This is a genomic window from Bradyrhizobium sp., assembly GCF_017881085.1.
Taxonomy (GTDB): Bacteria; Pseudomonadota; Alphaproteobacteria; order Rhizobiales; family Xanthobacteraceae; genus Bradyrhizobium.
In genome coordinates, this window is sequence record NZ_JADGRI010000229.1 from 1 (window position 1) to 8,809 (window position 8,809).

General features: G+C 64.8%; 11 protein-coding genes. 7 read left to right on the top strand and 4 right to left on the bottom strand.

The features are described 5' to 3' along the window. Positions 1-915, top strand: a 915-nt coding sequence (locus QZ213_RS19725; RefSeq protein ID WP_291687775.1) for a D-glycerate dehydrogenase, incomplete at its 5' end; no start/stop codon positions are given. A gap of 13 nt (positions 916-928) precedes the next feature. On the opposite strand, the gene moeB is transcribed toward QZ213_RS19725, so the two are convergent. After that, positions 929-1,729: a molybdopterin-synthase adenylyltransferase MoeB gene (gene moeB, locus QZ213_RS19730; protein WP_291687776.1), complete on the bottom strand. Its 801-nt coding sequence runs from the start codon at positions 1,727-1,729 to the stop codon at positions 929-931. Positions 1,730-1,870: 141 nt separating this feature from the next. Between moeB and QZ213_RS19735 the strand changes: the two genes are divergently transcribed. Further along, complete coding sequence (locus QZ213_RS19735) at positions 1,871-3,229, top strand: serine protease (protein WP_291687777.1); 1,359 nt, start codon at positions 1,871-1,873, stop codon at positions 3,227-3,229. Between the two features lie 282 nt (positions 3,230-3,511). Beyond that, positions 3,512-4,258: a ParA family protein gene (locus QZ213_RS19740; protein ID WP_291687778.1), complete on the top strand. Its 747-nt coding sequence runs from the start codon at positions 3,512-3,514 to the stop codon at positions 4,256-4,258. Positions 4,259-4,345: 87 nt separating this feature from the next. On the opposite strand, the gene QZ213_RS19745 is transcribed toward QZ213_RS19740, so the two are convergent. Together QZ213_RS19745 and QZ213_RS19750 are read right to left on the bottom strand one after the other, a co-directional pair. Then, positions 4,346-4,780 carry a GFA family protein gene (locus QZ213_RS19745; protein WP_291687779.1) on the bottom strand — a complete coding sequence of 145 codons (435 nt, stop codon included), beginning with the start codon at positions 4,778-4,780 and terminating at the stop codon, positions 4,346-4,348. Between the two features lie 112 nt (positions 4,781-4,892). Further along, positions 4,893-5,591, bottom strand: a complete 699-nt coding sequence (locus QZ213_RS19750) for a helix-turn-helix domain-containing protein (protein WP_291687780.1) — start codon at positions 5,589-5,591, stop codon at positions 4,893-4,895. Positions 5,592-5,623: 32 nt separating this feature from the next. On the opposite strand from QZ213_RS19750, the gene QZ213_RS19755 reads away from it, so the two are divergent. Both QZ213_RS19755 and QZ213_RS19760 read left to right on the top strand, forming a co-directional pair. Then, on the top strand, positions 5,624-6,046 hold the full coding sequence (locus tag QZ213_RS19755) for a hypothetical protein (protein WP_291687781.1): 423 nt from the start codon (positions 5,624-5,626) through the stop codon (positions 6,044-6,046). Then, on the top strand, positions 6,043-6,192 hold the full coding sequence (locus QZ213_RS19760; RefSeq protein ID WP_291687782.1) for a hypothetical protein: 150 nt from the start codon (positions 6,043-6,045) through the stop codon (positions 6,190-6,192). Before QZ213_RS19755 ends, QZ213_RS19760 begins: the two co-directional genes overlap by 4 nt. A gap of 52 nt (positions 6,193-6,244) precedes the next feature. Here the strand turns inward: QZ213_RS19760 and mutM are convergent, their stop codons facing one another. Then, the gene (mutM, locus tag QZ213_RS19765) at positions 6,245-7,126 is read right to left on the bottom strand and encodes a bifunctional DNA-formamidopyrimidine glycosylase/DNA-(apurinic or apyrimidinic site) lyase (RefSeq protein ID WP_291687783.1); all 882 of its coding nucleotides are present in this window, start codon (positions 7,124-7,126) and stop codon (positions 6,245-6,247) included. 92 nt (positions 7,127-7,218) lie between these two features. Between mutM and ubiE the strand changes: the two genes are divergently transcribed. Both ubiE and QZ213_RS19775 read left to right on the top strand, forming a co-directional pair. After that, complete coding sequence (ubiE, locus tag QZ213_RS19770) at positions 7,219-7,980, top strand: bifunctional demethylmenaquinone methyltransferase/2-methoxy-6-polyprenyl-1,4-benzoquinol methylase UbiE (protein ID WP_291687784.1); 762 nt, start codon at positions 7,219-7,221, stop codon at positions 7,978-7,980. Continuing rightward, on the top strand, positions 7,977-8,809 hold an 833-nt coding region (locus tag QZ213_RS19775; protein WP_291687785.1), incomplete at its 3' end, for an AarF/UbiB family protein. The genes ubiE and QZ213_RS19775, both read left to right, overlap by 4 nt.

The following is an 8,809-nucleotide window of genomic DNA, read 5'->3' on the forward strand; positions in this document are numbered from 1 at the left end:
CGCCTCAATCTCGACGACACGCCGCTGACGCCGGATCAGATCGCGGACGCGGTCCGCTCGGCCGATGTGCTGGTGCCGACCGTCACCGATGAAATCACCGAAGAAGCGCTCAGGCAGCCTGAATGCAGGCTCCGGCTGATCGCCAATTTCGGCAACGGTGTCGACAATATCGATGTCGCCGCGGCCCATGCGCGCGGCATCACCGTGACCAACACGCCGAAGGTTCTGACCGAAGATACCGCCGACATGACCATGGCGCTGATTCTGGCCGTGCCGCGCCGGCTGGTCGAGGGCGCTTCCATCCTCACCGAGGGCAAGGACTGGCCGGGCTGGTCGCCGACCTGGATGCTCGGCCACCGGATCGGGGGAAAACGGCTCGGCATCGTCGGCATGGGCCGCATCGGCCAGGCCCTGGCGCGCCGGGCGCGGTCGTTCGGCCTGCAGATTCATTACCATAACCGCCGTCCCGTGGCGCCGCGCATCGCCGACGAATTGGGCGCGACCTATTGGGAAAGCCTCGACCAGATGCTGGCGCGGATGGACATCATCTCGGTGAATTGTCCGCACACGCCCGCCACGTTTCATCTCTTGTCGGCGCGGCGCCTGAAACTGGTCCGCAAGGACGCCTTTATCGTCAACACCGCGCGCGGCGAGGTGATCGACGAGGAGACGCTGACCAAGCTGATCGAAAGCGGCGACATCGCCGGCGCCGGGCTCGACGTCTACGAGAACGAACCCGCGGTCAATCCGAAACTGGTGCGGCTGGCGAAGGCCGGCAAGGTGACGCTGCTGCCGCACATGGGCTCGGCGACGATCGAAGGCCGCGTCGAGATGGGCGAGAAGGTGATCATCAACATCCGCACCTTCCTCGACAACCACAAGCCGCCGGACCGCGTGCTGCCGAGCATGCTGTGAGGGGTTTCGCCGCTTAGCGGTGCGCGCTCAGATCGGTGATGACAAGCGCGTCGCCATTGAGCGGATTCAAGGGATCGCGTGCGTAGCGCAGCGTTTCGAACCGCATGGCGCGGGCGTCCACCATCAGGAGCCGCCCGACCAGGCCCTCGCCGAAGCCGACGATTTCGCGGATCGCCTCCAGCGCCATCATCGATCCCAGCACGCCGGCGAGCGCGCCTATTACGCCCGCCTCGGCGCAGGCCGGCACCGTGCCGGGCGGCGGCGGTTCGGGAAACAGGCAGCGATAGGTCGGATTGAACTCGCCTTCGGCGTTTCTCTCATGCGCGCGGATCGTGGTCAGCGAGCCGTCGAACTGGCCGAGCGCCGCCGTGATCAGCGGCTTGCCGGCGAGGAAGCATGCGTCCGATACCAGATAGCGGGTTTCGAAATTGTCGGATCCGTCGAGCACCAGATCGTAGCTGCCGATCAGCGTCATCGCATTGCCGGCGTCGAGCCTTGTGGCGTGCGCCGCGAACTGGACACGGGGATTGAGCGCATAGATTCGCTCGGCCGCGGTGTCGGCCTTGCGCCGTCCGATGTCCGGCGTGGTGTGGATGATCTGGCGCTGCAAATTGGACAGCGAAACGATATCGTCATCGACCACACCGAGCGCGCCGACACCGGCGGCGGCAAGATACATCAGCGCAGGCGCGCCGAGGCCGCCCGCGCCGATTACCAGCACGGAGGCCTCCTTCAATGCCGCCTGGCCGGGGCCGCCGACCTCGCGCAGCACGATATGGCGGGCATAGCGTTCGAGTTCGTCGGCACTCAGCATGGCCTGGTCGAATCCTGATTATCCGGCATCGTATTCATCATGCGCTGCGGTATCGGCCGTCATCCTTGAACCATGGCGCTGTTGTTGCCTACCAAGCAGATGTGCTTAATTCGCGGCACGTCAATGACCCCGAGACTTCTCATGAGATCGATGCTGACGGCAACATTGATGTTGGTGGCCGCGGTGGCTTGCGCCCATGCGCAGATGACTGCGCCGACGACGGTCGGCACCAAGCCGAAGACGGTCACGACCGTGCCGATCCGCCCGGCCTTGCAGACCCCGGCCGATACCGCGAACGCGATGGCGCAGGCCGAGCGTCTGGCGATCCAGTCGGATCTGGCCTGGGTCGGCCGGTACAACGGCGCCATCACGGGCGAAGTCAGCGAACGCATGGTCGCCGCCATCAAGGAGTTTCAGAAGGACCGGGGCGGCAAACCGACCGGCGTGCTCAATCCGCAGGAGCGCAGCGTGCTGGCCGAGACCGCGCGGCGCCGGCAGGGGGATGTCGGCTGGAAAATCGTCACCGATGCCGGCAGCGGCGCCCGGCTCGGGGTGCCGACAAAACTGGTGCCGCAGCAATCGAGCGACGCCAACGGCGCCAAATGGAGCTCGGCCACCGGCACCATCCAGATCCAGCTGGCGCGGCGCAAGCAGGCCAATCCGACCGCGGCGAAACTCGCCGAGCAGGAAAAGAGGGAGCCCGCCGGCCGCAAGGTCGACTACACCGTGGTCAAGCCCGACTTCTTCGTGCTGTCGGGCATGCAGGGCCTGAAGAAATTCTACGTGCGGGGCACCTTCAAGGGCGACGAGGTCCGCGTCCTCACCATCCTCTACGATCAGGCCACCGAAGGTACCGTGGAGCCGGCGGTGATCGCGATGTCGAGCGCCTTCAACCCGTTTCCGACGGGCACCGGCCCGCCGCCGCGCAAGACCGTCGAATACGGCACCGGCGTCGTCGTCAGCGAGGGCGGCGCGATCGTTACCGACCGCGAAATCACCGATGGGTGCCTCGCGATCACGATCGGGGGCCTCGGCAACGCCGACCGCGTCGCCGAGGACAAAGACCACGATCTCGCGCTGCTGCGCGTCTACGGCGCGCGCGGTTTGAAGCCGCTGGCGCTCGGCAGTGGCGACGCGAAATCCGCGGTCGAACTCACCGGCATCGCCGACCCGCAAAACCAGGGCGGCGGCGCGGCCGTCAGCAGCGTCAAGGCCCAAGCCGCTCCGGTCGGCGGCGGCGGCGATGCCGCGCTGTCGCCGCCGCCCGGGCTCGGCTTCTCCGGCGCCGCGGCGCTCGATGGCGACGGCAAATTCGCCGGCGTCGCGCGGTTGAAGCCGGCGGTGGTCGCCGGACCCGCGAACGCCACGCCGGCAGCGCAGGCCGTGCTGGTGCCGGCCGATGCCGTGCGCGAGTTTCTCAAAGCCAACGGGGTCGATGCCGCGGGCGGATCAACGGATGCGAAGGCCGCCGTCGTGCGCGTCATTTGCGTGAGGAAGTAGTCGCCGGCCGCCTGCGGTCCGTTGGGATTTTCGTGCCGACGGTCTTAAACCCATGGCGCCGACGAGTCGAAATCACACGGTCCGTATTCATCCGGAATGGTCATTTTCCTCATAATCAGTCAATCTAGTCTTGTTTGGTGATTCGGACAGCCGCGATACCGCCTGGCGGGTCGGGCCGGCACGTCCTGGGCAGCAATGCTCGGCGTCGCAGAATGCGACGCACACTTGGTTGGTGTGCGTACCGCAGCTTCCGTAAACAAACGCTTCCGAAGGATTTTTGCTATGCAGACGATCGTACTCGCCACCCAAAAGGGCGGCAGCGGGAAAAGCACGCTTGCCATCGGCCTGGCGCTGGCAGCGATGGAGGCGGGACAGACCGTCTGCCTGATCGAGACTGATCCGCAGGGAACGCTTTCGAACTGGCAGAGCCGCCGCGCCGACCCCGCGCCGATGGTGCAGCCGGTCTACAACGCCCTGGAGCTCGAGCCTCGCCTGCAGGCTTTGCAACGCAGCGGCGTGACCGTGGCGATCGTCGACACGGCCGGCGGCGTCAGCGCCGCGACCACGGCCGCGATCCGCTACAGCGATTTTTGTCTGATCCCGGTGCGCCCGAGCATTGTCGATATCGAAGCCACCGTCCCGACGCTCGAGCTCGCCCGAATCTGGAGGAAGCCGTTCGGCTTTGTGCTCAACCAGACCCCGATCCGCGGTCACCGCATCAGCAATGCCGCCACCGCACTCGGTGACGAAGCGGCGCTCGATATCCCCGAGATTCTCGCCAAGCCGTTCATCGTCATGCGCAACGATCACCAGGACGCGCTGAACGCAGGGCTGGGAGTCAGTGAATTGGCGCCTGGAGGCAAATCGGCCGAAGAAATTCGTGACCTCTGGCACTGGATCGAGACCCGGCTCTATGCCGATGTAGCGGTCGAAGAGCAGCCGATCCTCAGCGAACCGGCGGTGTCGCCGAGCTTCGTTCCCGCGATGTATTTGCGGACCCATGCAAAGATCGATGCGACGGTTTCCTGAACTTTCCCGCCCCCTTGGGCCGGCAAACGACGACGACGCACTCCCTCTTTGTCTTTTTGAAGAGGGAGCGCGTCGCATGGCGGCCGATCAGGCGGCCGTCAGTTCCGGCACCAATACGCCGGAGCCGCCCAGTTCCGCCGGAAAGTCCTTCATCTTGGGCAATCCATCCTTCATCGGCAGAACCGTCTCGGCGTAGTTGACATGGACCGCGGGAACGAATTTCAGCGTCGGGATGGTCGCGGCGTACACGTCGATCAGTCCGACGGGCTGATGGCCGGCCATCAGATGCCCGCCACAGAGCTTGCAATATTTGCGCTGGCTGAACGCCGTCTTCTGGAACGTCGCGACATGCTCGGCTCCCGCCGTGATTTTTACCGCGTCCGCCTTCCAGAGAGTGAAGGCATTGACCGGCGATGCCGACCAGGAACGGCATGAATTGCAGTGACAATAGCCCATGGCTTCCGGTGAACCCGTCACTTCGATTTTGACCGCGCCGCAAAAACAGCTTCCGATGTAACTCATGATTTTTCTCCCTTGCTGGATCATCAATCCGGGCGATTATCGGGAGATTGCGATCGCGATCCAGTTCACGAACTGTACTGCGACCGTTTCACGCCGTGGCACTGCTCGATGGCTAGCTCGCGAGCTTCCGTTCCTTCGCAAAGGGACTGAGGCCAAGCCAGGTCTGCATGGAGGAAGCGAGCTGACGGCTTCCCGTCAGCACCATCCGCTGGCTGGCAACGGCCGCGCGCACGGTATCGAGGCCCAGCCAGATCGCCGTCATGCTCCGCAGGTCCGCCGACACGTAGAGGTCGACGTCGAAGCCGGGATCGATCTTGCAGAGGTCGACACCGGCGCCGGGATCGACGATCAGCCACCAGCGCCGCTGTGCCGACGGCAGTTCGGGATAGACGATCTCCACCACGCTGCGCCGCGCCGGCATCGGCGTGGTGTTGAGGTTTCGCCGCATATCCCACATCAGCAGATCGACATCGAGATGCTGAAGCGACAGTTTCGATTCGATCCGCCGCTGACCCCAGATTCCGAAGGCCTCCACCAGCGGCCCGAGTTCACGCCCCGATTCCGTCAATCGATATTCGGAGACGGACGGGTCGGCGCTTGACGCCGCGTGTGCGACGATGCCGGCCGCCTCGAGCTCCTTCAGGCGCTGCGACAACAGCGCCGGCGACATCCGCGGAACGCCGCGGCGCAATTCGTTGAAGCGCGTCGAGCCGGCGAACATCTCGCGCAGCAGAATGATGGTCCAGCGCGTGCAAAGTATCTCGGCGGCCATCGCGACCGGACAGAATTGCTGGTAGCTGCCTGTGGTCATGTCATCCTCCGCAGCAGGTTCGCGGAAAAATTATGGCCGGCTGCTCTGGTTTTCCAGTTCAGTTTCTGTATTGGCCGGATTCAGTTCCTGAACTGGCGACGGCGGCGACGACCCCGTATCTGGCTGCACAACGGGCACCGCGCATGCGCGGCGCGCTCGGAGAATATTTTGCCAGGCAGGACGCCACTATGAAGCATATTGACGAGCAAACCATTGCCGTATTGGCGGGAATCGCGGGGCTTTGCGCGCTCGCCTTTCTCGCCCTCTGTTTATCGCCGGCACTCGCCGCAACGCTGTCGCGCGGCGTGGACCTCGGCACCACGCTCTCTGTGGTGCGGTCGATGATCTATCCACTTTGCGCCATTAAATTCCGGTTGCCGCCGTTCGGCGCCCGCGCGCGCGTGTCGATAAATCGAATCATTTCCTGTTTTGATTGCTGGAAGGAAACCACGTGACGATTTTGAACAACAATCCCTCCGCGCCCGGACGCCACCTTGCGATAACGACGATCGTGCTTGGCACGATCGGCTTTCTCTGCGGCTTCCTGCTGGCGCTGACGGTGTCGGCCTACAGCCTCTACAGCTGCGTCCAGATATTGTGAGCGTTTCCAAAGAACATTTCGGGTCAGGCCAGGCCCGGCCTGGCGCCACGAATTATTTCTGGCATTTCGGGCACCAGAAGGTCGAGCGTCCGTTCTGGGTGAAACGCCTGACGATACCGCCGCAGCCGGCGGTCTGGCATGTTTCGCCCTCGCGGTCGTAGACCTGGAAGGAGTGCTGGAAGTAGCCGAGCTCGCCCGAGGTCTGGCGATGATCGCGCAGCGACGAGCCGCCGGCCTTGATGGCCTGGTTCAGCACCGCGTGGATCGCGTTCACCAGACGTTTGGCGTGATCGGTGGGTTCGGCTTTCTTCGTCGCCAGGGTCGCCGCCAGCCTTCGCGGCGACAGGCGCGCGCGAAACAGCGCCTCGCAGACGTAGATGTTGCCAAGCCCCGCTACCACGCGCTGGTCGAGCAGCGCCGCCTTCAGGCTGGTCTTCTTGTTGGCGCAGGAGTGCGCCAGCATGCTGGCGTCGAACTCATTGCCGAGCGGCTCGGGGCCGAGACCGCTCAATAGCGGCTCCTCATCGATCGCCCCACGGGCGATGATCTTCATATAACCGAAGCGGCGCGGATCGTTGAACACGATCACCGCGCCTGATGACATGTGGAACACGACATGATCATGCGCGCCATCCTTGCCGCGCGGATGGTGGAATTCGCCCGGCGTGCTCGCGTCATCGTCCTTGATGACGCGGAACGAACCCGACATGCCCAGGTGCATCAGGAGCACGTCGCCGGAGGCAAGGTCCGCCAAAAGGTATTTGGCGCGGCGGCCGAGACCGGTCACGGTCTGGCCCGCCAGCCGCGGCACAAAATCCCGCTGGAACGGAAACCGCAGGTCTTTGCGCCTGACTTCCATTTTCACAATCCGGAAACCCTCCATCGCCGGCTGCAGGCCGCGGCGGACGGTCTCGACTTCGGGCAATTCGGGCATGGATGGGCGTTCACCTTGTGGTGTCGACGTGATAGCGACATTGCGGCGGGCGCGCTATGGTCCGGCCGCTATCAGTTCGAGGGCGTAAATACATGGATGGACCGGACCAAACCACGCATTTCGGCTTCAGGGACGTTCCCCTGGGCGAAAAACAGACGCTGGTGAACGACGTGTTCCGCAGCGTGGCGTCCCGCTACGACCTGATGAACGACCTGATGTCGGCGGGCCTGCACCGGGTTTGGAAGGACATCATGATCAACGCGCTCAATCCGCCGCGCGCCGATACGCCGTTTGCGCTGCTCGACGTTGCCGGCGGCACCGGCGACGTCGCGTTCCGCGCCGCCAGGGCGGCAGGCTCGGGCTTTCGCGCCACTGTCTGCGACATCAATTCCGACATGCTCAATGTCGGCCGCGAGCGCGCCGCCGCGCGCCATGTCGACGACCGGGTGTCGTTCGTGGAAGGCAATGCCGAGGCGCTGGCTTTCCCCGACCGCAGCTTCGACGGCTACACCATCGCGTTCGGCATCCGTAACGTGCCGAGAATCGATCTGGCGCTTGCCGAGGCGTATCGGGTGCTCAAGCCCGGCGGCCGATTTCTGTGCCTCGAATTCTCCACCGTCGACGTGCCCGGGCTCGACCGAATTTACGACCTGTTTTCGTTCAAGGTAATCCCGCCCCTCGGCCGCGCCGTGACCGGCGATGCCGATTCCTATCAGTATCTCGTCGAATCGATCCGAAAATTTCCCAAGCCGGGCGCGTTTGCCGAGATGATCCGCAGCGCCGGCTTTTCCCGCGTCAGCTGGCAAAGCCTCTCCGGCGGCATCGTGGCCTTGCATTCGGGCTGGCGTTTGTGATTTCAGCCCTGACCCACATCGCGCGGCTCGCCCGCGCCGGTTTCGTGTTCGCGCGCGAGGGCGTGTTCGGCGTGGTCGATCCGTCGCTGGTGCCGCCGCCCGGGCAGCTTGCGCTGCGGCTGGCGCGGATCGTCGAGCGCCCCGGCGCCAAGTCCGGCCCACGGCTGTCGCGCGCGCTGACCCGGCTCGGGCCGGCCTATCTCAAGCTCGGGCAATTCCTCGCCACCCGGCCCGACGTGGTCGGCGTCATGATGGCGCGCGACCTGGAGGCCCTGCAAGACCGGCTGCCGCCGTTTTCCCAGAGCGAAGCCGAAGCCGTGATCGCGCAATCGCTGGAACGCCCCGTGGCGCAGGCGTTTGTCAGCCTCGGCCCCGCGGTGGCCGCCGCCTCGATCGCGCAAGTGCATCGCGGCGAAACCGAGCAGAACGGCGTGCGCAAATCGGTGGCGGTGAAGGTGCTGAGACCCGACGTCGCCGCGCGCTTCCGCCGCGACCTCGCCGATTTCTTCTTTGTCGCCCACAATGCCGAGACCTATTCGGCGGAAGCGCGGCGGCTGCGGCTGGTCGAGGTCATCAACACGATGTCCCGCTCGGTGGCGATGGAGATGGATCTGCGACTGGAGGCCGCGGCGCTGTCGGAGATGGCGGAGAACACCAGCGGCGACCCGGATTTTCGCGTGCCCACGGTCGACTGGGATCGCACCGCGCACAACGTTCTCACCATGGAGTGGATCGACGGCATTGCGCTGAGCGATCACGCGCGCCTCGAGGAATCCAACGTCGATCTGCCCGACCTCGGCCGCAAGGTGATCCAGAGTTTCCTGCGCCA

Excerpts from the sequence above, each read along its gene's own strand:
- moeB (WP_291687776.1), bottom strand. The coding sequence starts at position 1,729 with ATGCTGAGTGCCGACGAACTCGAACGCTATGCCCGCCATATCGTGCTG.
- QZ213_RS19735 (WP_291687777.1), top strand. The coding sequence starts at position 1,871 with ATGAGATCGATGCTGACGGCAACATTGATGTTGGTGGCCGCGGTGGCT.
- QZ213_RS19740 (WP_291687778.1), top strand. The coding sequence starts at position 3,512 with ATGCAGACGATCGTACTCGCCACCCAAAAGGGCGGCAGCGGGAAAAGC.
- QZ213_RS19745 (WP_291687779.1), bottom strand. The coding sequence starts at position 4,780 with ATGAGTTACATCGGAAGCTGTTTTTGCGGCGCGGTCAAAATCGAAGTG.
- QZ213_RS19750 (WP_291687780.1), bottom strand. The coding sequence starts at position 5,591 with ATGACCACAGGCAGCTACCAGCAATTCTGTCCGGTCGCGATGGCCGCC.
- QZ213_RS19755 (WP_291687781.1), top strand. The coding sequence starts at position 5,624 with ATGGCCGGCTGCTCTGGTTTTCCAGTTCAGTTTCTGTATTGGCCGGAT.
- mutM (WP_291687783.1), bottom strand. The coding sequence starts at position 7,126 with ATGCCCGAATTGCCCGAAGTCGAGACCGTCCGCCGCGGCCTGCAGCCG.
- ubiE (WP_291687784.1), top strand. The coding sequence starts at position 7,219 with ATGGATGGACCGGACCAAACCACGCATTTCGGCTTCAGGGACGTTCCC.